The following is a 22,741-nucleotide window of genomic DNA, read 5'->3' on the forward strand; positions in this document are numbered from 1 at the left end:
CATGCAAGCCTCTAGCGACCTGTCGCTGTTTACCTTACTGATTGATGCCAGCATCCCGGTCCAACTGGTCATGCTGGTGCTGCTGGGCATTTCGGTCCTGTCCTGGACTTATATTTTCAGCAAAAGCGCGGCACTCAAACGTGCCAATCGACAAACACGCCGTTTTGAAGACGACTTCTGGGCCGGCGGCGATCTTTCCGTGTTGCAGCAGGCCATTGCCACACGGCGCGCCGAACATGGCGCGCTTGCCCGGATATTCGATGCAGGCATGACCGAGTTCGTTAAGGCGCGTCGCAACAACGGCGGCGGGGAAGCCATGCTGGACGGCCCTCGCCGTGCCATGCGCGCCACCTACCAACGCGAAATGGATAGCCTGGAATCCCACCTGAACTTCCTGGCGTCCGCGGGCTCTGTCAGCCCTTACATCGGTCTGCTGGGCACCGTTTGGGGGATTATGCACGCCTTTATCGGCCTGTCATCCATGCAGCAAGCCACCCTTTCCGCCGTAGCGCCCGGCATTGCTGAGGCCTTGATTGCAACGGCCATCGGTCTGTTCGCTGCCATCCCGGCGGTAGTGGCGTACAACCGCTACACCAACGAAATCGACCGCCTGTCCATTCGCTTCGATAGTTTTATCGACGAATTCCTTAATATTTTGCAACGGCAGGTGCGCTAATGCCATCCGCACGCGGCAGCAGCCGCACACGCCGCCTGAAAAACGATATCAACGTCGTGCCATATATCGACGTCATGCTGGTGCTGCTGGTTATTTTTATGGTGACGGCGCCCATGATCACACCTGGGCTAATCGAACTCCCCTCGGTGGGCAGCGCGGCCGAGGTCCCGGCCAAGCCCGTGGAAGTCGAAATTGCCGAAGACGGCGCCATCTCGCTGCGCGTACGCGACGCGGGCGCCACCTTCGAAAAGATCAACAGCCAGGACTTGGTATCAGCAGTGAAGTCACGTATTTCTGCCGAGACCCCAGTTATTATCGCCGCCGATGGGCGCGTTCCTTACGATACGGTCATGAAAGTCATGGATGAGCTGCGTACCAGCGGCGTTACCCGGCTTGGACTGCTGGTGGACCAGAAGTCCAGCACGGAACCGTTAAAAAAATAGGCGTCGCGCCGCCTAGCGCCGACGCACAGGACGACCTTACGCAACTTGATGAAGCCAAAACAACATCCCTCCAGCAAAGCGCTGCAACGTACTCCCGAACAACGCGATGAACGGCGCGCGCTCATCTACGCCATCTCGATACATGCCGTGCTGGTTCTGTTCATGGTGTTCGGCTTTATCGCTTCGCCCAGCACCCCCAATCCGGTACAGGTCGAACTCTGGGCCGACGGCACGACGCCCACCGCAGCCGAGCCCGAAACCGAGCCTGACGCACCTGATGAAGCAGAGCAGCCCACTGAACCGGAAACCCAGCCTGAACCCGAGCCTGAGCCCGCGCCACAACCTGAGCCGGCCCCCGAGCCAGAGCCAACTCCCGAACCGCCTCCTCCACCCGTTGAAGAGCCGCCAGTAGCACCGCCTCAGCCCGAAGTAGACCCAGAAATCGCCATCGACAAGGCGCGTAAAGAACGCGAGCAAAAAGAACAGGCTGAAAAAGCGGCTGCCGAGCAGGCTGCTGCGGAAAAAGCCGCTGCTGAAAAGGCTGCTGCTGTGAAGGCTGCGGCTGAAAAAGTCGCCATTGAAAAGAAGAAGGCTGAACAAGAAGCTGCCAAGAAGGCCCGGGAAGAAGCTGCGGCCGAACAGCGTGCCAAAGAACAGGCAGAAAAAGCCGAAGCCGAACAAAAAGCCAAAGCCGCCGCCGCGCAAAAAGCAGCAGCTGAAAAAGCGGTAGCCGAAAAGAAAGCCAAGGAAGCCGCAGAAAAAGCCAGCGAAGAAAAAGCTGCCGCAGAGAAAAAAGCCGCTGCTGAAAAGAAAGCCGCAGCCGAGAAGAAAGCCAAAGAAGATGCTGCTAAAAAAGCAGCCGCCGACAAAGCGGCCGCTGCCAAGCGTGACGCGATACGCGCTGCCATGCGCGGCGACGCCCTGGGCGCGGCCGGCATTCCCGGCGGAACCGCTGACCGCAATCAGTCCGGCGGCGGCGGAACCGATAACGGCTACGCTTCGAAGGTCAGGGCTTGCATACGACCGCGCGTCATTTTCAATGTCCCGCCGCGTCAAGGTCGATCCAACCCGACAGTACAATACAGAGCAAACCTCACATCAGATGGCAAGGTCGAAAAAGTATTAGTAAAAGGCTCTTCCGGCAACTCCCACTTTGACGACGCCGTCAAAAAAGGAATTGAAGCATGCTCGCCTTTCCCCAAACCGCCTAGTGGCAAATACCCGTCCTATATCGACGGCGATTACCGAATGTACGACTAACAGGAGATAGTGAATATGACATACGTCGCTACAGCCAAGACTGCCGCGCCCAGCCCTTGGCGCGCATGGGCCTTCGGAACGCTTGTACTGGCAGTCAGTCTTGTGGCCGCCCGCCCAGCCGACGCCCAATTGCGCGTCGATATATCAGGAGTTGGCGCCACCCAATATCCTATTGCCACGGCCGATTTCGCCGGCGACGCACAAGGCAAGGCAATTGCTGAAATCATCCGTGCGGACCTTACACGCTCCGGACAATTCCAGCTGATCAACGCCACCGGCGCAAACCTCAACGCCGAAAGCACCATCGCCTACGACGAATGGCGCAATAAAGGCGCGGACTATCTGGCCTATGGTTCGGTCACCCAATCGGGTGGCCAATACAACATCAGCTATCGCCTGGTCGACTCAGTACGCAAGACCCAGCTGGACGGCGTTGCCTTTGCCGGCACCGAAAAAGAATTGCGCCGGATGTCGCACCAAATAGCCGATCGCATTTACGAAAAAATCACGGGTGTGCGCGGTGTCTTTTCCACGCGCATCGCTTATGTGTTGCAAACTGGCAACAACTATGAGTTACAAATTGCAGACGCGGACGGGCAAAATCCGCAAGTTATGTTGCGCTCAAAGCAGTCCATCATTTCGCCTTCGTGGTCTCCAGATGGCAAGCGTCTGGCCTACGTAAGTTTCGAAGACAACAAGCCTGTGGTGTATGTACAGACCCTGTCTAGCGGGCAACGCGTACCGATTGCCAACTTCAAAGGCAACAATAGCGCCCCCGCCTGGTCGCCTAACGGACAGCAGTTGGCAATCGTTCTTTCTCGTGATGGCATTTCCCAAATTTACACCATCAACGCAGACGGATCGGGCCTGCGCCGAGTGATGCGCTCTCCCCTGATCGACACTGAGCCGCACTACACACCTGACGGCGGCTCGCTGGTTTTCACCAGCGATCGCGGCGGCAGCCCACACATTTATAAAGTGCCGGTCGCTGGCGGCGATGCACAGCGCATCACCTTCAACGGCAGTTACAATATTTCACCGGCGATATCCCCCGATGCCAATAACCTGGTGTACGTTACACGCAGAGATGGTGCTTTCCGTATTGCAATACAAAACATGGGGTCTGGATCGGAGCAATTACTGACCGCCGGACCCGATGACGAGTCACCAAGTTTTGCACCGAACGGAATGCAAATCCTTTATAGTTCTGTACAAGGTGGTCGTAGCGTTTTAGCTGTTACTTCTGTTGATGGCCGAGTCCGCCAAACGTTGTCAGCACTTAACGGAAAAGTACGTGAACCCACCTGGGGACCATTTACCAATTAATTTTCAGTGTGACTCTTTTTCAAAGGAACTTTAAATGAGCTCGCGCATCGCAAGACGCCTCACAATCGCCGCTTTTGTTGCCACGTTGGCAGCATGTAGCTCTGTCCCCCTAGACCAGTCCGGTACAGGCACTGGCACAGGCGGTTCGGATTCGGCCAGCTCGGGGCAAATCATGGACCCGTTTAATCCGCAAAGCCCGCTCGCTCAACAGCGTTCGGTCTATTTCGATTTCAACAGCTACACAGTCCCTGACCAATACCGCAGCCTGGTCGAAATGCACTCCACGTACCTCACGGGGCACGGTCAGCAAAAAATTCGCATCGAAGGCAACGCCGATGCTCGTGGCGGATCGGAATATAATCTGGCCTTGGGCCAGCGCCGCTCCGACGCGGTTGCGCGTATGATGACCCTGCTGGGCGTCAACAGCAACCAGATCGAAGCTATCAGCTTCGGCAAGGAAAAGCCCAAAGCCATGGGCAGCACCGAAGCCGACTACGCTGAAAACCGTCGTGCAGATATTGTGTATCAGCGCTAATATCTGATCACTTAGACTGTAACGCCGTGGCGGCATTCCGCCGCGGCGTTTTTATTTGAACGGAACACCAAAATGAGCGTTTATTCCCTGCCCTTGCGCGCCACTGTACTGGCAACGGCTCTGTCTTTATCGGCCATGTTTGCCGCGCCGGCGCTAGCCTTTTCCGACGACGAGGCCCGCCGCGCGATTCTCGAACTACGCGAACAGATCAAACAGATCAACGAACAGAATAGGCAAGCCCGCATGCAGCTGGCTGATCAACTGGAAACCATGCAGCATGAAATGGCCAGCATGCGCGGGCAGATGGAAAAACTGAGCTGGCAAGCGGAAATGGAAAAACGCTCGACTGAAGATCAGTCTGGCGGCACGGCGTCCACCCAGGTTTCCGACCCTCAGGAACAAGCTGCCTACGACGCGTCGATGGGGCTGTTCCGCAGCGGAAAATACAAAGAAGCGGCAGGATCTCTAGCCACTTTCATTCAAACCTATCCAACCAGCACCCTGATTCCTGAAGCCCGCTTTTATCGCGGCAGCAGCTTATACGCCAGCAAAGATTTCAAGGGTTCGATTCAAGGCCTGCAAGGCATGATCAAAGCGGCGCCTGATGATCCTCGCGCCCCTGATGCGCTGCTTGTCATCGCAGCCAGCCAGATCGAGCTCAACGACATGGCCGGCGCCAAAGCCAGCCTGCAAAAAATCGTCAAGGATTATCCTCAGGCCTCGGCGGCGGAAACAGCCAAGAGCCGCCTCAAGCTCCTGCAGTAATGCCGGCAGGGGCGCAGGCCAGCACCATTGCCTACGAGCGTGCCTGGCGTCAAAGAAAGCGTTTCCTGACGCTATTGCTGGCCGCCATCTTTATCCTGGTATGCGTCGATCTGGCGCTGGGACCAGCTAATCTGCAATGGACCGCCCTTTGGCAAACCTTGCTGGATGGTCCCTCCGCCGACCCCACCCTGGAAGCCATTGTGTGGCAGATACGACTGCCACAGGCCCTGATGGCCGTGGCAGTGGGCGCCTCGTTGGGGCTGGCCGGGGCTGAAATGCAAACAGTGCTCAATAACCCGCTGGCGAGCCCTTTCACACTGGGGGTATCGTCCGCAGCAGCCCTGGGCGCCGCCCTGACCCTGGTGTTCAATTGGCACTTGCCTTTCATACCCGTGCAGTACACATTAGTGCTGAACGCTTTTATCCTGGCATTGCTTTGCACTTTGCTGCTGGACGCCGTCGCCCGCCAGGCCCGTATCGGTACTGCAGGTATCGTATTGTTCGGCATTGCCTTGGTATTTACCTTCAACGCCCTGCTCTCGCTGGTACAGCTGCTGGCCAACGCCGCCGCACTGCAGGACCTTGTCTTCTGGATGATGGGAAGCCTGGAGCGCAGTGACTGGACCAAGCTGGGCATGATGACCGCCGCCTTGCTTGCGGTCTTGCCGTTTGCCTTACGCAACGCCTGGCAATTGACCGCTTTGCGGTTCGGCGATGACCGTGCGGCCAGCTTTGGAGTGGATGCCAGGCGCATTCGACGCGGCGCCCTGTTGCGTGTCAGCGTCCTGGCCGCGCTTGCGGTCTCGCTAGTAGGGGTTATCGGCTTTATAGGGCTGATCGCGCCGCATATCGCCCGCAAGCTTTGGGGTGAGGACCATAGGTGGTACCTGCCCGCCAGCGCCTGCATAGGCAGCGCCATCCTTATCTGTGCGTCGGTCGTCGCAAAACTGATCAGCAGCCATATCATCATACCCGTCGGCATCGTTACCACGCTCGTGGGCATACCTTTTTTCATCATCGCGCTGATGCGGCGCACAGTGCAATAAGCCATGACACTGGAATCTGCCAATACCCTGCTTGAAGTGCGCGGCCTGTCATGCACACTGGGCGCCAATCAGGTGCTGAACGCCGTGACACTACCATCGCTGCATGGCGGACAGTTGACGGCACTGCTGGGCCGCAACGGTAGCGGTAAATCGACATTACTCAGAAGTATCGCAGGGCTGGCGCCGGCTCGCGCAGACGCCCTGATGCTGGACAACATTAACTTGACGCCGCTTACCGCCCGTACACGAGCGGAGAAAATGCGCTTCTTGCCGCAAAGCCTGCCCGACTTCGTCCACCTGACAGCGACAGAGGCCGTCCTGGTGGCGCTCAAGGCGCGAGCGGCGGTCAATACCACCACTGCCCTGTCGAAGGTGGCAGCGATCCTGGACGACCTGGGCATCGGCCACCTGGGCGCACAGTATCTGGATGAACTTTCGGGCGGCCAGAAACAATTGGTCGCCCTGGCTCAGGCCCTGGTGCACGAGCCCACGGTGTTGCTGCTGGATGAACCCTTGGCTTCACTGGATCTGAATTATCAGCACCATGTAATGCAATTGCTGCAGACCCTGGCGCGTACACGTGGCCTGTTGATTATTATCGTCCTGCACGACCTGAACATTGCATTGCGTTATGCCAACTTCGCTCTGTTATTGCACGATGGCGCCTTGCTGGCCAGCGGAGAGCCGCATACCGTGATTACGCCCGCTAACCTGGCACAGGCATTTCTGGTCAAGGCGCGTCTTGAATGCAGCGGGCCCGGCTATTCCAACGTTGTCGTCGACGACCTGATACAACTCTGAGTGCTTCCATGTTGTCTACTCACACCCTCGCCCAATACACCGCCGATATCGAAGACTACCCTATTCACTACACCGAAGCGGGCAACGGCGAAATCTTGCTATTGATACACGGCTCGCTTTGTGACTACCGGTACTGGCGCTGGCAATTGCCCGCGCTAAGCCAGCAATATAGGGTCGTAGCGCCCAGCCTGCGCGGCTTCTGGCCGACCGCTCTCACGGGCAGGGACAGTGCTTTCAATATCGAACAACATACGAATGACATGGTTGCCTTTAGCCGCCAGTTGGGCGATGGGCAACCTATTCACGTACTCGGGCATTCGCGAGGGGCGCAAGTTGCAATGGCTTTAGCCTGTGCAGCGCCGGATCTCGTTCGCAGCCTTGTCCTGGCCGATCCTGGCTTTCGCTTTACCTATGAAGCCGCCGGCTATCCTTTTCCGATAGAAAATGTGGCTGCGCTGCTGGAACGCGGCGAAGTCGAACAGGCCTTGGCCGGATTTATCGATGCAGTGAATGGGGCCGGCACATGGCGGCAAATGGTGGGCTGGTTCAAGACCATGGTGACCGACAACGCCTACACACTGCTGTCGCAAGCCGAGGAAGCGAACCCGGGTATCAACCTGGAGCAAGCCAGGCAATTGCAATGCCCAATATTGCTTGTAGGCGGGGCCAACAGCCCGGCCCGGTATGGCAATCGGATAGACATCCTGGCAAACACTTTTGAGCAGGCTCTACGCATTACGATACCGCTGGCGTCGCATGGCATGAACCTGGCGAATCCTAAAGCGTTCAACCAGGAAGTAAAGGATTTTCTGGCGGCACACGCCGCCAGCTAACCATTAATGCGACATTGGAGCCATGGTGTTTGCAGGCTTGACCTCGCATTCAGCCGTCGCTTTCTCGCCAGTGTCGAACAAGAAGTCCATGTTGACCTTGCTACCAATGACAGCGGCCTTGGCAGGCTTTTCAAGCATGGCATGATAGCTGCCGGGCTTGAATTCCAGCTGGCCTGCGGCGGGAATGACAACGTCATGGGTTGCAGACATTTTGCTCATGCCGTCTTGCTGTGTGGTCTGGTGCAACATGATCATGCCGTAAGCGGCCGAAGACGCACCTTGCAATTTGACGTCTTTGCTGGCCCCGTTCTTTACGACAAAATAACCGGCCGAAGGCGCTGGCGCCGGCACGGCACGTATCCAGCAGCTTGAAACCGTTATGGTCGTCGACATCTTGGCATGACTTACGTCGTGAGCGCCACCCTGTGCTCTATGGTCGGGGCCAGTCTTGCCGTGGTCATGCCCGGCATGGGCAACCAAGATTGCGGGCTGGCCGGCGGCTGCCAGGTTTGTTCCGGCATGAGCCGACAATGCAAGCGCCATGCTGCCGACAGCCATCAAGCTGGCAATAAGTGTGTTTTTCATGATGTTCCTAGAATGCTGTGTGTCTATATACTGAGTATGTATTTCTGGCCTTCCGGCTAGGGCAGCAAAGCGGGCGGCGCCCGCGAACCCAAGGGCGGCCCGCGCACCACCAGTTGGAAGGCGTGGATGGCCACACGCCAGGCAATCGGGCGCGCATTATCGAAAGCCGCAATAATAAACAGTACTGTCCCGAAAAACAGCAATGCTGTCTGGCCAATGGCTGACCCAAAAGCGCAATCCAGCGCTTGCGGTTCGGCATGGGCTTGAGACTTGTCGAGATCCAGTATTTTTACAACATTGGCGGACAGCCCCGTAATGCATAAGGTCATCCCCAGCTTGCCGGACTGTACCGATGCTGGCATATAGCCAACAGGAATCATGGCGCGCAGCAGGAACACCAGCAACAGCACACCCGTAAGGGTGCGCCAGCGAGATCCCAAAAGCGAAAACAAAATGCGCCTGTCCATGGCAAAGCAGTGTACTACGGCCCCCCAACCCGACCCTTGATTGTTCGCAATCCTGAGTCTTGTGGCACACTAGCTGAAAAAGCCTCGGACGCCCTACTCATCTTCTTTACAGACCATGAAACCTACTCAGAAAAATACGTCTTCCCGCATTACCGTCGCCGATTTCAATCAATTGCTGGCAGACCAACATCCGTTTGCATCGGTACTGGAAATCGAGGTTGTCGACATTGGATTCGGGACAGCCGTATTGCGCCTGCCGGACCGCAGTTCGCACCAGCGTCTTGGCGGAATTATCGCCGGCCCCATGCTAATGGGCCTGGCCGATCTGGCGCTGTATGCGGCCGTTGTGGGCGCCACCGGGAACACGCAGGCTGTCACCGCCAGCCTGAGCATCAACTTTCTGCGAGGCGCGCCCCCTGGCGGCATCCTGGCCCACGCCAGCATCCTTAAAACCGGCCGCCTGGTTAGCGGCGACGTACTGCTTGTACCCGCCGCCGGCGGTGATCCCGTGGCACAAGCGATCAGCACATGGTCCTTGCCGCGTAATACCTGACCCTTGACGGAACAAGCGGCGTATTAATTCTTTCCCTCGGCAAGCATGAGTCAACTCAACCATCACAAGGCGAACGCCTGGCAGGCCTGGCTACCCGAGGCGCGTGCATCCCTACGGCTGGGATGGCCGCTGATCCTGACCAATCTTGCTCAGATAGCGTTGCTGACCACCGACATCATCTACATAGGTCGGTTGGGCGCCGATGCGCTGGCTGCTGGATCGTTGGCGGCAAGCCTTTACCATACCTTCATGATCTTCAGCATGGGGCTTGTATCGGCCACCATCCCGATGCTGGCCACCACGCTAGGCAAGCGCCGCAATGCCGTGCGCGAGGTCCGACGCACGGTGCGCCAAGGGCTATGGACGGCAATCCTTATCTGCCTGCCGGCCTGGACCATACTCTGGCATGCGGAAGCCATCCTGGTCGCTATGGGACAAGATCCCGTATTGGCCGCCAAATCCGTCGAGTTCATGCATACCCTGCAATGGGCGCTACTGCCATATCTGGGGTATATCGTTCTACGCTCTTTCCTGGCCGCCATGGAAAAGCCTGCCTGGACCTTGCTCGTTGCCGGGTCGGCAATTGCCTTCAATGCCCTGGCAGGCTGGTTGTTGATTTTCGGACACTGGGGCTTCCCTGCTCTGGGACTGGCCGGTGCAGGCATTGCCAGTACCTGCTCCAGCACCATGATGTTTATTGGCCTTGCACTGGTCCTGAAACGGCACCGACGTTTTCGCCGTTATCATTTGCTGGGAAATTTGTGGCACGCTGATTTCACACGGCTGTCAGAACTATGGCGACTTGGACTGCCTATCGCAGTCACTTTCACACTGGAGACACTGGTTTTCTATGCGGCCGTGATCATGATGGGCATCATTGGCACCACGGCGCTGGCCGCCCATGCAATAGCCATGCAGATCGCCTCCATTTCTTTCATGGTGCCGCTGGGGTTCGGACAAGTCGCTACGATCCGGGTCGGACTGGCGGCAGGTCGGGGGCAACCCCAGGGTATACGAAGGGCAGGATGGACGGCTTACGGCATGGGCGTAGGTTTCATGGCCATTGCCGCGCTGGTTATGTGGATTGCGCCAAACACCCTGATAGGATTTTTTCTGGACGCCAGCTTGCCAGCCAACCAGGAAGTAGCAGCCCTGGCTGTGCAATTTCTTGCCTTTGCCGCTTTATTTCAGCTTGCCGATGGCGCCCAGGCGGTCTGCGCGGGCATGCTGCGCGGCTTGCATGACACACGTATACCCATGCTGTTTGCCATGCTAGGCTATTGGGTATTAGGGGTCCCTATCGGCGCGTTTCTGGCTTTTGTGGTGGGCTGGGGCGGCGTCGGTGTATGGCTGGGGCTGGCAACCGGCTTGACGATAGTAGCCGTTCTGTTGACCAGCCGCTGGTTAACGCGGATCCGGCATCACTCACTGTATTTCATCGGCGCGAAGCCTTAACGCAACAAGGAAAATCATGAACTACCGACGCTTGGGCAGCAGCAATTTGAAGGTTTCATCCCTGTGCCTGGGGACAATGATGTTCGGTGACCAGACCGAACTCGACGAGGCGCAAAATATCGTGGCGTCAGCGCGCGAGCATGGCGTCAACTTCATTGACACGGCCGATGTTTACACTAAAGGCGGCTCCGAAGAAATGGTGGGCAAAGTATTGGGCGATAGCCGTCACGACTGGGTGCTTGCAACCAAGCTGGGCAATGCCATGAGCAAAACGCCCAATCAATCGCACTATTCGCGCAACTGGATCTTGCGCGAAGTGGAAAACAGCTTGCGGCGCCTGGGCACGGACCATATCGATATCTTGTATATGCATCGTGATTTCCAGGACGAGAACCTGGACGAAGCCGTGCGCACGATGGGCGACCTGATCCAGTCTGGCAAGATCAGGGCCTTTGGCGTGTCCAACTTCAGGGGCTGGCGTATTGCCGAAATCATTCGCCTGTGCGAAAAGGCGAATGTACCGCAGCCGGTGGTGTGCCAGCCTTACTACAACCTGCTCAATCGCCAGCCTGAAGTAGAAATTCTGCCGGCCTGCGGTCATTATGGGCTGGGCGTCGTACCGTATAGCCCGATAGCGCGCGGCGTACTGACGGGCAAGTATCTACCGGGCCAGGCGCCCGCTCAGGGAAGCCGCGCGGCGCGCGGGGACAAACGCATACTTGAAACGGAGTTTCGGGAAGAGTCCCTGGTCATCGCCCAGACGCTGTTGGAGCATTGCAAGGCGCGAGGCATCAAGCTTGCGCATTTTGCAACAGCATGGGTGTTAGCCAATCGACACATCAGCGCTGTTATTGCAGGGCCACGGACATTGGCGCAAATGGAAGACTATTACCCGGCGGTGGATCTGGCAATTTCGGCGGAAGAGGAAGCCTTGGTAGACAGCCTGGTCACGCCGGGGCACGCGTCAACAGCCGGGTACAACGACCCCAGCTATCCGTTTTTTGGCAGAACGACGCAAGGCTGATACCGCAGGTACCGGCTTCGACAATAAAGAAGCCGGTTTCAAACAACGAAGGGGCCGAATCAATCAGCCCCAACCATTACTTCGTAGGCAGCTTGCCGGCTACGCCCTGAACGTAATAATTCATCTTGTTCAGACCCGCGTCATCCAGCACCCCTGATGCCAATTGCACTTTGCCCTGATTGTCGGTAATAGGACCGGCAAAAGGAGCCAGCGTGCCGGCAACGATTTCCGCCTGCTTCTCGGCAACCAGTTTCTTTACGTCGTCAGGTACGGCCGGACCGAAGCCTTCAAGGGCCGCCATGCCTTGCTTGATACCGCCCCAGGTACTGTCCGACTTCCATGTTCCGTTCAAGACGTCGTTAGCTTCTTTGGTGAAGTAGGCATCCCAATGATGCGTTACGGCCGCCAGTTGCGCGTTCGGGCCGAACTTGCTCATGTCGGAATGATAGGCGACCGCATACTTGCCCTTTTCCTCGGCGGCCTGCACTGTGGCTGTCGAATCGGTATGATGGGTCACCACATCGGCGCCCTGGCCAATCAGTGCCAGCGCGGCATCGCGTTCCTTGCCTGGATCAAACCAGCTATTCGCCCATATAACGCGTACTTCGGCATTGGGATTGACGCTGCGCATGCCACGGGTAAAGGCGTTGATACCCTGCAGGACTTCGGGAATGGGGAACGCGCCGACATAGCCCGCCACGTTGGTCTTGGTCATTTTCCCGGCGATGATGCCGGCCAGATAGCGGGCTTCGTAGAAGCGCGCATTGGTGGTGGCGACGTTCGGCGCTGTCTTGTAGCCGGTGGAGTGCACGAACTTCACATCCGGGAACTGTTTGGCGACCTTGAGCGTCGGATTCATGAACCCAAAAGACGTGGTAAAGATAAGCTTGTTGCCCTGCTGAGCCAGGTCGCGAATGACACGCTCGGCATCAGCCCCTTCCGGCACATCTTCCACATATTGCGTCTTGACCTTGTCACCCAACGCTTTTTCCATGGCCTTACGGCCCAAGTCTTGCTGCCATGTCCAGCCGGCTTCGCCGATAGGGCTGACGTAAACAAAACCGACCTTCAGCGGCTCGTCGCCGGCTGCCGCGGCAACGGAAGACAAGGCCAAGACGGGCACTACCGCCGCTGCGCACAAGGCGTTGCGAATGAATTTTCCAGACATGATGATCCTTAGCTATTCGGGTTAAAGTTTTTGCCTAGTGAAGCAGGCATGTTCAGCCTGATCCAGCTTGCGTTTCGTGAAATCAGAACCAGCACCAGAATCGTCGCAAGATACGGCAGCATGGATAATAATTGTGAGGCTATCGGCACGCCGAGGGCTTGCATATGATAGGTAAGAATGGTGATTCCACCAAACAAATAAGCCCCTATCAACACACGCACCGGCCGCCAGGTGGCAAAAGTCGTCAGGGCCAGGGCAATCCAGCCGCGTCCGGCCACCATGCCCTCTACCCACATGGGTGTGTATACCAGCGACATGAAAGCGCCGGCCAAACCGCAGCACGCCCCGCCAAACAGTAGCGCCCCCAACCGGATACGGCGCACGTTATACCCCAATGAGTGCGCCGACGCAGGCGACTCGCCCACCGCACGCAAGATGAGGCCAGTGCGCGTGCGGCTCAGAACCCAGGCAATGACGCCGCAAAGCGCCAGCGACACATACACCATGGGATGGTGCTGAAACAGCGCTGCGCCGAAGAACGGTATGTTCTCAAGGACTGGAATACCGAACTTGCCTGCCTGCAAGGTATTGCCGACATAGCTGATGCCCAAATAGGCAGAAGCGCCTGTCCCAAACAAGGATAATGCCAGCCCCGTGGCGACCTGATTCGCCCCCAGCCATAGCGTCAACCAGGAAAAAAATCCGGCTAAGGCCATACCTGCGCCGGCGCCGGCCAGAAAGCCCAGGGCAGTGCTGCCGGTATCGATGGCAACCGCAAAGCCCGTGACCGCGGCCACCAGCATCATCCCTTCAGACCCCAAATTGATTACGCCCGACTTTTCATTGACCAACAGGCCCAAGGCAGCCAGCATCAGTGGGGTGCCTGCAATAATGGAAGAAGCGATCAGCGGCGCAAGGGCATCCATTATTTTCTCCAGCGCAGTTTATTGTGAATCAGCACGTCGCAGGCCAGCAGCGAAAACAGGAGTATCCCCTGGAATATCCCGGTAATGGCGCTAGGCATGCCCAAACGACTTTGGGCGAGCTCCCCGCCTATATACAGCAAGGCCATGACAAAGCTGGAAAAGATGACCCCGATAGGATGCAAACGGCCTACGAACGCCACGATAATGGCCGCAAAGCCATATCCCGGGGAAACCGAAGGCGTCAGCTGGCCTATCGGCCCCATGATCTCGCTAGCTCCAGCCAAACCGGCAAGTCCGCCTGACACCAGCAGACAGGTCCATAAAGAACGGCGTGAAGAGAACCCGGCATAGCGTGCTGCGAGCGGAGCCAACCCGCCCACGCGCAGCTTGAAACCCGAAAAACTGCGTGACAGGTACAGCCAGCCCAACAGCGCCGCCAGCAACGCCAGCACGATGCCTATGTGCAAACGCGTACCCGGCAACACCATGGGCAGGAGAAAGCCGTCGGAAAACAGCCGGGATTGAGGAAAGCCGAAGCCATCAGGATCAATTAAGGCGCCATGCACCAGATAGCTGAGCAGCAGCTCGGCCACATACACCAGCATCAGCGATACCAGAATTTCATTGGCATTGAACCGATCGCGCAGCCAGGCGGTAATGGCGGCCCACAACATTCCGCCTGCGACACCCGCGAACAGCGCCAAGGTAATCAGCCAAAAGCCACCATTGGTATCGTCATCGAAATACAGAATCACAGCGCCAGAGGTAATAGCGCCGATCACCAACTGGCCCTCGGCGCCGATATTGAAAACATTGGCGCGAAAACACATGGCCAGCCCGACCGAAATGAGCAGCAGGGGCGCAACTTTGACACCCACTTCCGACCAGCCCCGCAAGTCTTTGATGGGTTCAATAAAAAATACCGCCAGGCTGGCCAATGGGTCTTTGCCGACGGCCAAAAACAGGAAGGCCCCGCAGGCCATGGTCAGCAGCACCGCCAGCACCGGCGAAAACCATGACATCCATACTGACGGGACTGCCCGCGGTTCCAGCCTAAACATGTACAGCCTCTGCAGTGGGCGCCTTGCCGGCGCCGTCCCATAAACCACTCATCCATTGTCCGATGAGGTCCAGGCTGGCCTGCGATGTGGGTATGGACGGCGACATTTTTCCCTTTGCCAGCACGACCAATCTATCGGATATTTCGAACAGTTCGTCCAGCTCTTCGGAAACGACCAGGACAGCGCAGCCGGCGTCCCGCAAGGCGAGAAGTTCCAGACGTATCTGGGCGGCCGCGCCGACGTCGACGCCCCACGTGGGTTGCGCTACCAGCAGCACTTTGGGCTTGCGTGCAACCTCGCGACCGATAATGTATTTTTGCAAATTGCCACCCGAAAGGCTTTCTGCCTGCGCATAGGAACCCGGCGCCTTGACCTTGAAGCGCCGAATGATATCGGTTGCCAACCCCTGTATGGCGCGATTTTTTATAAAGCCTTTATTCACCGTGGCCCGGGTTTGATGGGACAACAATATATTTTCCGCCAGCGACAACTCGGGAACCGCGCCGCGCCCCAGCCTTTCTTCAGGCACAAAAGCAATACCGTGAGCGCGCCGCCATGCCGCCGGACGCTTTCCTATGCCAGCGTCCTCAAGCATGATGGCGCCACGCGCCGCACGGGTGTCCTCGCCCGACAATACGGCCAGCAATTCCTGCTGGCCATTGCCCGAGACCCCAGCCACCCCCAGGATTTCACCTGCCCTGACATCGAAGTCGATATTGTCCAGCGCCGTCGCAAACGGGTGTGCTTTTTCCAGGGACAGCCCCCGCGCCGCCAGCATTGTCTTGCCGGGCTGGCGCTCCCTATGCGTAATCGCAGGCGGTTCCGCACCTATCATGAGGCGCGACAGACTGGCCTCGGTTTCCTGGCGGGGGTCGCAAACGCCAGTGACCTTGCCGCCACGCATGACGGTGCAGGTATGGCACAAGGCCCGAATTTCGTCCAGCTTATGGCTGATATAAAGAATGCTGCAGCCTTCGGCGGCAAGCTTGCGCAAGGTTTCGAACAACGTGCCCACGGCTTGCGGTGTCAGCACGGAGGTAGGTTCGTCGAGTATCAACAACTGAGGACGACCCAACAGCGCTCGTACGATTTCCACGCGCTGGCGTTCTCCGACCGACAAGGTATGTACGTGCCGTTGCGGTTCGAGCTCAAGACCATATTGTCGGGCGGTATCGGCGATACGGCGCTCGAGTTCGGCCAGTCGCGTATCGGCAGGCAGGCCCAGCGCAATATTCTCGGCAACGGTCAAGGTATCGAAAAGCGAAAAATGCTGAAACACCATACCTATGCCCAATTGCCTGGCCGAGGCCGGGTTGGCGATAGGCATTTCCTGGTCGTTCCAGAATATTTTTCCGCTGTCAGGCTTGGAAACCCCGTAGATGATCTTCATCAGGGTGGACTTGCCCGCCCCATTCTCGCCCAGCACGGCATGAATTTCGCCAGGCAAGACCGTCAGGTCAACGCTATCGTTAGCGATAACCGCAGGATATTGCTTGGTAATTTGCTTGAGTGCGAGACGAGTCTTCATGACGCACTAACGCTGCTGCAATGCCTTTTCAATTTTCTTGTCAGTTTTATACTGGCTTAATGCATACACAGCCCAAATGGTGGCCGGCAGCCAGCCAACGATCGTAATTTGCAAAATCAAGCAGACGATACCCGCAATAGGACGCCCAATAGTAAAAAAGGTAAGCCAAGGCAATAAAAGCGCAATAATCAGTCGCATAATTCAAAACCTGTAGTGGTAAATTTTCAGAGGCTGCTATTCTACCCTCTGCGCACAGCGAGGCTGCCAAAAAATGATAGATATTGCTAATAGTATCTGGACCACGATCACCCTCGAATTCTCTGACATCCCGGATATCAAGGAAGCCACCCGGATTGTGCTGAGGCTAACCATGGCTGTTCTGTTGGGTGCCGCCATCGGCTACGAACGCGAATTACGGGGCAAGGCGGCCGGCCTGCGTACACATATGCTGGTCTCCCTGGGCGCGGCCATATTCATACTTGTGCCGCTGCAAAGCGGCATGTCCGTGGCCGACACCAGCCGGGTATTGCAAGGCATTATCGCAGGCATCGGTTTCCTGGGCGCGGGCGCCATCATCAAATTCAATGATCATGCCAAGGTCAAAGGCTTGACCACCGCGGCCAGTATCTGGGTCGCAGCCGCCATCGGCATAGCGGCCGGTATGGGCCGCGAAGCCACTGCAGTCGTCAGCACCCTGGCCGTTTTATTCATTCTGGCCATAGTCGGGCGTATGGAAAGCAGTATCGACACCGAACCTGAAACTGAAACTGAAGCCGAGCAAACGAATACCGTATCGGAGCAAGAAAAATAGTAAGGCAGCCTAGCTGCGGCCTTGACTTTGCATATTAAGAACCGCCGACGTATCCCAAAGCCTTAGATACACGATCAGCGGACGCCCGAAGGGCTTTCAACACATCGCCATTCCAGCGGTGATCAAAATTTGCCTTGTAATCTAAAACCGTCATCACCAAAAGCAATCGGCCCCGGGCATCGAAAACCGGTGCTGCAAAGGCGCTCATGCCGTTCATAAAATCTCCCTCGGCACGCGCTGCCCCACGTTTTCTTACTTGCTCAATCGTCTCTTTGACGCCACCAGTACGGTCAAGCTCGGCCGCTGAATCCAGGTATGTTTTTATCACTTCCGGATTCATGAAGGCGGCAAAAACCCGTCCGGTGGCGGAGCGATAAAGCGGAAATACAGAACCTAAACCTACATTCACCATGATGGGTCTGTCCGGCTGCTCCCATCGCACTACTGTGGGACCAAAGCTTCCCCATACCGACAGCGCAACGGTATGCCCAACCTCAAGACATAAATGCTCGGCTTCTTTACTTGCCAGGGAAATAGGCTCGATGGTGGCCAGGCACGACAGGCTGAATTCCAACGCAACAGGCCCCATGCCGTACAAGCCGGTTTCCAGATCCTGAGTCACAAATCCCGTACGCATGAAACTGACGAGATAGCGGTGCGCCTTACTGGGAGTGACGTTCGCTTTTTCAGCAATATCGGTGATTTTCATAGGGCGTCGATTGTGCGCCAAGATCAACATGAGATCGAGACCATTCTCTACAGACTGCACCCCCGCCTGCGTATGCTTAATCATTTTTTGTATCCCTGCTGTTTTTTTACCCCGAACTGAAGACTGCGACTGTACCGCATGCCCAAGCTTTCGGGCAATCCATTGACACCCGGCAAAACCAAAGTTTATGATTAGCGAAAATAATTTCTATATTTCAGAAAAGGCAATCTAATGCTTACTGGAGACATGCTTCGCCGTTCAGCGCAACGTTTCCCTAAAAAGCCGGCCGTCATTTTCCGCGGCCCGGACAAAAGGGAAACCTTGACGTACTCGGAACTGGATGCGCGGTCCAACAAATTTGCCAACGCACTATTGGGCCTGGGGCTTCCCAAGGGAACCAAGGTATCCATGCTTTCGCGCAATTTGCTGGAATATGCAGAGGTGTTCTTCGGCGTCGCGCGAACTGGCTACATTCTTAACAACGTGTCGATTTTGTACGCGCCGCCCGAACTGGCATGGACGCTTAATAAATCAGATACAGAAGTACTGATTTTTGACAGCGCATTGGCGGACAAGGTTGCCGCCATCACGGAAACATGCCCGCAAATTAGTCACTACATTGTCATCGGGCAGACCGATGCGCTGGATGCGACGCCACTAGGCAGTTTTATACAGAACAGCCCGACAACCGAACCAGATGTACCACTTGATGAGCGCGACCCGTTTTGCATGACCTATACCGGTGGCACTACCGGGCGTCCGAAAGGCGTGCTGGCAAGCCATCGAGCCAGGGATATCACGGCACATACGGTTATGGTCGAAGAGGCCATCGAACCGCGTGACGTCGTGGCGATTGTGACACCCCTATTCCACGTGGCAGCGCTAAACATCATGTTTCAACCTGCAATCCTGGCGGGTGCTACGACGGTTTTCATAACCCCCTGGTCAGCGGAAAATTTCATAAATGCCGTAGAGGCTGAAAACATCACAGCCACTTTCATGGTGCCTACCCAAGCCAATACGCTGGCGACTTGGCCTGGCCTCGACAGCAACAAACTGGCCAGCTGGACAAAGCTTTCAGTTGCAGGCGCCCCTATGCCCAATTGGGTCCAGACAGAACTGTTAACGCGTCTTCCCCAACTGCGGTTAACCCAAATATACGGTCAATCCGAAGTTGGCGTGATCGCAGCATTGCCTTGGTACTTTTTGCCTGAAAAACTGGGTAGTGTGGGACGGCAACCCTACAACGTTGATGTGGCGGTGTTCCGCGCTGACGGCTCACCAGCTGCGGTAGGCGAAATGGGCGAAGTCGCCTCTCGTGGCGACAACCTGATGCTCGGTTATTACAACGAACCTGAACAGACTGCCGATTTTTTCAAGCTAGGCGGAGGCTGGGGACTGACCGGCGACATTGGCGTCGTTGATGCAGACGGTTTTATTACGCTCATCGACCGTGCCAAGGACATGCTCATTTCCGGCGGTGAGAATGTCTACCCGAAAGAAATCGAAGATGTGATTTATCAACTGACAGAAGTTGCGGAGTGCGCCGTATTCGGCATCCCCGACGAGAAATGGGGCGAAGTGCCCGCTGCCTACCTCTTGCTCAAACCGGGCCATACCCTTAGCGAAGACATTGTCATCGAACAATGCGCGGCCAAACTGGCCAGGCTGAAACGGCCCCGGTTGGTGAAATTTGTAGAAAGCTTTCCAAAAACACCTATTGGAAAAATACAAAAAAACCTGCTGAAAGAACCATATTGGCAAAACAGAAAGAAAATTTAACAAGGATATTTCATGACCACCTCTTCGCGTTACGACCACTATAAGTCTTTAACCCTAAAGCACCATGACCACGGTATTCTGGAAGTCATCATGGGCGCCTCGCAGAGCGCGAATAAGAAACTGTCCACGGCTGATCACAATCTGCACCGCGAGCTATCCACGATTTGGACTGATATCGATAAAGATCCGGACACCCGCGTAGCCATCATTCGCGGGGAAGGTAAAGGCTTTTCTGCCGGCGGCGACCTTTCCCTGGTCGAGGATATGGCCAATGATTTCAATGTCCGAACACGGGTTTGGCGCGAAGCACGCGACCTGGTCTATAACGTGATCAATTGTTCAAAGCCTGTGGTTTCGGCCATGCACGGACCAGCAGTAGGCGCAGGCCTGGTCGCTGGTCTGTTGGCCGACGTATCAATCGCAGCCAAAAATGCCCGCATCATTGACGGCCATACACGGCTAGGGGTCGCCGCCGGTGATCATGCGGCCATTGTCTGGCCGTTACTTTGCGGAATGGCCAAAGCTAAATACTACCTGCTGTTATGCGAAGCAGTGTCCGGCGAAGAAGCCGAACGCATTGGGCTCGTTTCCCTTGCCGTTGACGAGGCGGACCTGGTACCCAAGGCATTTGAAGTCGCGCAACGGCTGGCGCAAGGCTCACAAACAGCCATCCGCTGGACCAAGTATGCGCTGAACAACTGGCTTCGATTGGCGGGACCCACATTCGACGCCTCTCTGGCACTGGAATTCATGGGGTTTTCCGGTCCTGACGTTCACGAGGGCATCGCCTCGCTGCGCGATCGACGCACCCCCAACTTTGACCCATCCTGCCCACTCTAGGAAACGATATGGACCTTGGCATAAAGGGTTGCACCGCGCTCGTGCTGGGCGGCACGAGAGGCCTGGGATGGTCATGTGCCCAAGCGCTAAGCGACGCAGGCGTAAAAGTGATCATCAATGGCCGTAACGCCGAGCACGGAGCAAATGCTGCGGCCTTGCTGCGTGACGGCGTATTCATCGCTGGCGACGTTGGCGACGAGGATAGTCGCAATGCGTTGATCGATAGGCTTCACAAGCTGGATCTCCCCAGCATTATTGTGACCAATGCGGGTGGGCCTCCGGCCGCAGCGTTCGAGGAAACCAATGCAAAGCTTTGGCGAGACAGCTACGAAACCAATGTCCTTGGCCCGTTGGAAATAGTCAGGGCCATGCTGCCACATATGCGTGCGCAACAATTTGGCCGCATCATCAATATCACGTCGTTTGTCGTGAAAGAGCTCTACCCCAATATGGCGCTGTCCAATAGCCTTCGCATCGGGCTCACAGGCGCCATGGGGGCCTTGGCTCGCGAAGTCGCCGCAGATGGCATAACCATTAATGGACTATTGCCGGGACTAATGGATACAGGCGCGCTGCAGCGCGTTATTGCCGATCGGTCGAGACGCTTGCAAATGAGCGAAGCCAGCGTACGTGAACAAATGGCAGCCACGATACCCATGCAACGCTTGGGCACTGCCAATGACTTTGGCGCCATGTGCGCCTTTCTTGCCTCACGTCATGCCGCCTACATTACCGGCCAGAACATTTGCATCGACGGAGGACTGACCAAGAGCGTTACTTGAAATACATACCTATACCTATAAAGGAGACATCATGATATCCATTCGTAAACCCGTAGCATTTGCGTTAACTGCATTGTCTTTGGCCTCGGTCGCTCAATCTCGCGCGGCTGGGATATCTGATGATGTGGTGCGCATTGGCGTCATTACCGACATGAGCAGCGCCTTGTCAGATTTATCCGGCTCTGGGTCGGTCACGGCAGTAAAAATGGCCGTCGAAGATTTTGGCGGAAAAGTACTGGATAAACCCATTGAGGTGCTGTCAGCGGATCACCACAGCAAGGCCGATGTTTCATCCGGCACCGCACGAACATGGTTCGACATCGACAAGGTGGACATGATCACCGACTTGACGAACTCTGCCGCGGCGCTGGCTGCCGTTGATATTGCAAAAGAAAAGAATCGCATCGCCATCATCAACGGCGCGGGGACTACGCGCCTTACCAATGAAAACTGCACGCCCAACAGCATTCATTATGCTTGGGATACTTACGCGATGGCGCATGGCGCGGCTAAGGCCATTGTCAAAAACGGTGGCGACACATGGTTCTTCCTTACCGCTGACTATGCCTTCGGACAGCAAATCGAACGTGATGTCACCGCGGTAGTAACCAAGAGCGGCGGGAAGGTCGTTGGGAATGCACGCCACCCATTCAATGCCAATGATTTATCGTCGTTTATTTTTAGCGCCAAATCTTCAAAAGCAAAAATCATAGGATTGGCCAACGGTGGCGGAGACACCATCAACTCCATCAAGGCCGCCCGCGAATTCGGCATTAACCCAGCCGAACAAAATCTGGCCGGACTCGCCGTATTCATCACCGACATACATGGAGTAGGATTGGAGCAAGCGCAAGGCCTGCTGCTGACCGCCGGCTTTTATTGGGACCTTAACGATGAAGCACGCAAATGGTCTCGCCGCTTCTTTGAGAAAACGAAGAAGATGCCAACTGCTATACAAGCCGCAAACTACTCTTCCACACTTCATTATTTGCGTTCAATTCAAGCCGCTGGCACGGACGATACCGCAGCCGTCATGGCAAAAATGAAATCCACAAAAATAAACGATTTCTTTACCCAAAACGGAACAATCCGCGAAGACGGCCGCATGGTTCATGACATGTATTTAGCTCAGGTCAAAACCCCTGAGGAATCCAAGTACCCTTGGGATTACTACAAAATACTCGCTACCATTCCAGGCTCCGAAGCTTTCATGCCTATCGAAGATTCCGCCTGCCCATTGTTGAAGCAAGCATCTGGGAAACCCAAGAGCTGATCTAGCCCTTTAAGCCAAGCCGGCATTCAAACCAGATTCAAGGCAGGGCTTGGGAGGAAGGCCAGTTAGCCCTGTCATCGTCGGCCTGGCCT

25 protein-coding genes are annotated in these 22,741 nt (G+C 56.3%); 17 read left to right on the plus strand and 8 right to left on the minus strand.

Features of this window, described 5'->3' with window-relative positions:
• Position 1: 1 nt before the first annotated feature.
• The 9 genes from tolQ (at position 2) to ABWO67_RS05320 (ending at position 7,685) form a co-directional block, all read left to right on the plus strand.
• Entirely contained in the window at positions 2-676 is a 675-nt protein-coding gene (gene tolQ / locus ABWO67_RS05280; protein WP_353148551.1) for a protein TolQ, read from the plus strand.
• Complete coding sequence (gene tolR, locus ABWO67_RS05285) at positions 676-1,119, plus strand: protein TolR (protein WP_353148554.1); 444 nt, start codon at positions 676-678, stop codon at positions 1,117-1,119. Before tolQ ends, tolR begins: the two co-directional genes overlap by 1 nt.
• 48 nt (positions 1,120-1,167) lie before the next feature.
• Positions 1,168-2,379, plus strand: coding sequence for a cell envelope integrity protein TolA (gene tolA / locus ABWO67_RS05290; protein WP_353148557.1), 1,212 nt, complete (start codon positions 1,168-1,170; stop codon positions 2,377-2,379).
• Between the two features lie 15 nt (positions 2,380-2,394).
• On the plus strand, positions 2,395-3,705 hold the full coding sequence (gene tolB / locus ABWO67_RS05295) for a Tol-Pal system beta propeller repeat protein TolB (protein ID WP_353148560.1): 1,311 nt from the start codon (positions 2,395-2,397) through the stop codon (positions 3,703-3,705).
• 34 nt (positions 3,706-3,739) lie between these two features.
• Positions 3,740-4,240: a peptidoglycan-associated lipoprotein Pal gene (pal, locus tag ABWO67_RS05300; RefSeq protein ID WP_353148563.1), complete on the plus strand. Its 501-nt coding sequence runs from the start codon at positions 3,740-3,742 to the stop codon at positions 4,238-4,240.
• 72 nt (positions 4,241-4,312) lie between these two features.
• Positions 4,313-5,005, plus strand: a complete 693-nt coding sequence (gene ybgF / locus ABWO67_RS05305; RefSeq protein ID WP_353148566.1) for a tol-pal system protein YbgF — start codon at positions 4,313-4,315, stop codon at positions 5,003-5,005.
• Positions 5,005-6,051: a FecCD family ABC transporter permease gene (locus ABWO67_RS05310; protein WP_353148569.1), complete on the plus strand. Its 1,047-nt coding sequence runs from the start codon at positions 5,005-5,007 to the stop codon at positions 6,049-6,051. The genes ybgF and ABWO67_RS05310 overlap by 1 nt, the downstream gene beginning before the upstream one ends.
• Positions 6,052-6,054: 3 nt before the next feature.
• Positions 6,055-6,852 carry an ABC transporter ATP-binding protein gene (locus ABWO67_RS05315; RefSeq protein WP_353148572.1) on the plus strand — a complete coding sequence of 266 codons (798 nt, stop codon included), beginning with the start codon at positions 6,055-6,057 and terminating at the stop codon, positions 6,850-6,852.
• An 8-nt stretch (positions 6,853-6,860) separates the two neighbouring features.
• Positions 6,861-7,685, plus strand: a complete 825-nt coding sequence (locus ABWO67_RS05320; RefSeq protein WP_353148575.1) for an alpha/beta fold hydrolase — start codon at positions 6,861-6,863, stop codon at positions 7,683-7,685.
• 3 nt (positions 7,686-7,688) lie between these two features.
• Here ABWO67_RS05320 and ABWO67_RS05325 read toward each other — a convergent pair whose 3' ends face one another.
• Together ABWO67_RS05325 and ABWO67_RS05330 are read right to left on the minus strand one after the other, a co-directional pair.
• A complete protein-coding gene (locus ABWO67_RS05325) occupies positions 7,689-8,270 on the minus strand; it encodes a copper chaperone PCu(A)C (protein ID WP_353148578.1) in 582 nt (193 codons plus the stop codon).
• A 56-nt stretch (positions 8,271-8,326) separates the two neighbouring features.
• Entirely contained in the window at positions 8,327-8,722 is a 396-nt protein-coding gene (locus tag ABWO67_RS05330) for a DUF2946 family protein (RefSeq protein WP_353148581.1), read from the minus strand.
• 130 nt (positions 8,723-8,852) lie between these two features.
• On the opposite strand from ABWO67_RS05330, the gene ABWO67_RS05335 reads away from it, so the two are divergent.
• From ABWO67_RS05335 to ABWO67_RS05345, 3 genes are read left to right on the plus strand one after another with little or no spacing between them, the layout of a single operon-like run.
• On the plus strand, positions 8,853-9,290 hold the full coding sequence (locus ABWO67_RS05335) for a PaaI family thioesterase (protein WP_353148584.1): 438 nt from the start codon (positions 8,853-8,855) through the stop codon (positions 9,288-9,290).
• 45 nt (positions 9,291-9,335) lie between these two features.
• On the plus strand, positions 9,336-10,745 hold the full coding sequence (locus ABWO67_RS05340) for an MATE family efflux transporter (protein WP_353148587.1): 1,410 nt from the start codon (positions 9,336-9,338) through the stop codon (positions 10,743-10,745).
• Positions 10,746-10,761: 16 nt separating this feature from the next.
• Positions 10,762-11,769, plus strand: coding sequence for an aldo/keto reductase (locus ABWO67_RS05345; protein ID WP_353148590.1), 1,008 nt, complete (start codon positions 10,762-10,764; stop codon positions 11,767-11,769).
• A gap of 76 nt (positions 11,770-11,845) precedes the next feature.
• Here ABWO67_RS05345 and ABWO67_RS05350 read toward each other — a convergent pair whose 3' ends face one another.
• From ABWO67_RS05350 to ABWO67_RS05370, 5 genes are read right to left on the minus strand one after another with little or no spacing between them, the layout of a single operon-like run.
• Complete coding sequence (locus tag ABWO67_RS05350) at positions 11,846-12,937, minus strand: BMP family ABC transporter substrate-binding protein (protein ID WP_353148593.1); 1,092 nt, start codon at positions 12,935-12,937, stop codon at positions 11,846-11,848.
• An 8-nt stretch (positions 12,938-12,945) separates the two neighbouring features.
• On the minus strand, positions 12,946-13,863 hold the full coding sequence (locus tag ABWO67_RS05355; protein ID WP_353148596.1) for an ABC transporter permease: 918 nt from the start codon (positions 13,861-13,863) through the stop codon (positions 12,946-12,948).
• A complete protein-coding gene (locus tag ABWO67_RS05360; protein WP_353148599.1) occupies positions 13,863-14,924 on the minus strand; it encodes an ABC transporter permease in 1,062 nt (353 codons plus the stop codon). The genes ABWO67_RS05355 and ABWO67_RS05360 overlap by 1 nt, the downstream gene beginning before the upstream one ends.
• Positions 14,917-16,452 carry an ABC transporter ATP-binding protein gene (locus ABWO67_RS05365; RefSeq protein WP_353148602.1) on the minus strand — a complete coding sequence of 512 codons (1,536 nt, stop codon included), beginning with the start codon at positions 16,450-16,452 and terminating at the stop codon, positions 14,917-14,919. Before ABWO67_RS05365 ends, ABWO67_RS05360 begins: the two co-directional genes overlap by 8 nt.
• 6 nt (positions 16,453-16,458) lie before the next feature.
• Entirely contained in the window at positions 16,459-16,650 is a 192-nt protein-coding gene (locus ABWO67_RS05370) for a YqaE/Pmp3 family membrane protein (protein ID WP_353148605.1), read from the minus strand.
• A 73-nt stretch (positions 16,651-16,723) separates the two neighbouring features.
• On the opposite strand from ABWO67_RS05370, the gene ABWO67_RS05375 reads away from it, so the two are divergent.
• Positions 16,724-17,263 (plus strand): MgtC/SapB family protein, encoded by a 540-nt coding sequence (locus ABWO67_RS05375; protein WP_353148608.1) that lies wholly within the window; start codon positions 16,724-16,726, stop codon positions 17,261-17,263.
• A 34-nt stretch (positions 17,264-17,297) separates the two neighbouring features.
• Here ABWO67_RS05375 and ABWO67_RS05380 read toward each other — a convergent pair whose 3' ends face one another.
• On the minus strand, positions 17,298-18,056 hold the full coding sequence (locus ABWO67_RS05380; protein WP_353148611.1) for an IclR family transcriptional regulator: 759 nt from the start codon (positions 18,054-18,056) through the stop codon (positions 17,298-17,300).
• A gap of 162 nt (positions 18,057-18,218) precedes the next feature.
• Between ABWO67_RS05380 and ABWO67_RS05385 the strand changes: the two genes are divergently transcribed.
• Genes ABWO67_RS05385 through ABWO67_RS05400 form a run of 4 tightly spaced genes read left to right on the plus strand, consistent with a single transcriptional unit; the run spans position 18,219 to position 22,649 of the window.
• On the plus strand, positions 18,219-19,754 hold the full coding sequence (locus tag ABWO67_RS05385) for a class I adenylate-forming enzyme family protein (RefSeq protein WP_353148614.1): 1,536 nt from the start codon (positions 18,219-18,221) through the stop codon (positions 19,752-19,754).
• 12 nt (positions 19,755-19,766) lie between these two features.
• On the plus strand, positions 19,767-20,594 hold the full coding sequence (locus tag ABWO67_RS05390; RefSeq protein ID WP_353148617.1) for an enoyl-CoA hydratase/isomerase family protein: 828 nt from the start codon (positions 19,767-19,769) through the stop codon (positions 20,592-20,594).
• A gap of 8 nt (positions 20,595-20,602) precedes the next feature.
• Complete coding sequence (locus ABWO67_RS05395) at positions 20,603-21,376, plus strand: SDR family oxidoreductase (RefSeq protein ID WP_353148620.1); 774 nt, start codon at positions 20,603-20,605, stop codon at positions 21,374-21,376.
• A gap of 31 nt (positions 21,377-21,407) precedes the next feature.
• Positions 21,408-22,649, plus strand: coding sequence for an ABC transporter substrate-binding protein (locus tag ABWO67_RS05400; RefSeq protein WP_353148623.1), 1,242 nt, complete (start codon positions 21,408-21,410; stop codon positions 22,647-22,649).
• The last annotated feature ends 92 nt before the right edge of the window (positions 22,650-22,741 follow it).

The sequence above is a fragment of the Pollutimonas bauzanensis genome, assembly GCF_040393045.1.
In the GTDB taxonomy this organism is placed as follows: Bacteria; Pseudomonadota; Gammaproteobacteria; order Burkholderiales; family Burkholderiaceae_B; genus Pollutimonas; species Pollutimonas bauzanensis_A.